We start from the raw sequence: 348 nt of genomic DNA, 5'->3' as shown, positions 1-348 counted from the left end.
GCTGCCCGAAACGTTTGAAGTCCTCTCGTATGGTGAATAGTCAAGTTCGGGATGGTCTGCCTTGAATTTATTGGCGTTGAATGATAGCCTTGTAGTCGGAAGTTTTCTTGTCAACCTCATTGTTCCTGTATCCCAAGTTTTCACCCCCTTGCTTTCCATATCCTCCAATATCTCGGACTTGATTTCACTTAGTCTTGCCTCTGTTTCGTCCTTGGTCTGGATAAGTTGCCTGATATACTCCTCTTGTTCCCTGTACTTTTTTGGTATTGAATAAGGGTTTATGAACTGTTTTCCTTGCAGGTCGGTATCAAGAAGCTCCTTGCAGATGTCACTTGGTATCCTTTCCAC

General features: G+C 43.7%; 1 pseudogene. It reads right to left on the bottom strand.

What is annotated here, in order from left to right:
- A pseudogene (locus tag QVO66_RS11910) lies at nucleotides 1–348 on the bottom strand (hypothetical protein); the annotation flags it as partial.

The sequence above is a fragment of the Prevotella sp. CAG:255 genome, from assembly GCF_000431195.1.
GTDB lineage: Bacteria > Bacteroidota > Bacteroidia > Bacteroidales > Bacteroidaceae > Prevotella > Prevotella rara.
This window is presented reverse-complemented; position numbering and strand designations above follow the sequence as displayed.